Raw genomic sequence first — 277 nt, forward strand, 5'->3', positions numbered from 1 at the left:
TGGTGAATTCAATAGGTCAATGCAACACCTTATAATTGATTATTAATTAGGTGGTTATGACTGACTTATCAAAACGTGGTTTAAGTGATATTGAAAAGCTGAAAGCATGGTTCTTATGGCGTGAAGGTAAAACGCTTAGCGAAATAGGTTTGACGCTTGATAGACATGCTGGTTCTATATTCGGAGTACTTAAACTAAAAGGTGGAATATCGCCAGTGCAACGAAAGCGTCGATTATCGTTTCTTTCTTTAGAAGAGCGAGAAAATATATCAAGAAG

The 277-nt window shown here is 36.5% G+C and carries 1 pseudogene; it reads left to right on the top strand.

The window, feature by feature from the left end:
* Positions 1 to 56: 56 nt before the first annotated feature.
* A pseudogene (locus P20495_RS21140) lies at positions 57 to 277 on the top strand (IS30 family transposase); the annotation flags it as partial.

This window comes from Pseudoalteromonas sp. BSi20495 (genome assembly GCF_000241185.1).
Lineage (GTDB): Bacteria > Pseudomonadota > Gammaproteobacteria > Enterobacterales > Alteromonadaceae > Pseudoalteromonas > Pseudoalteromonas fuliginea.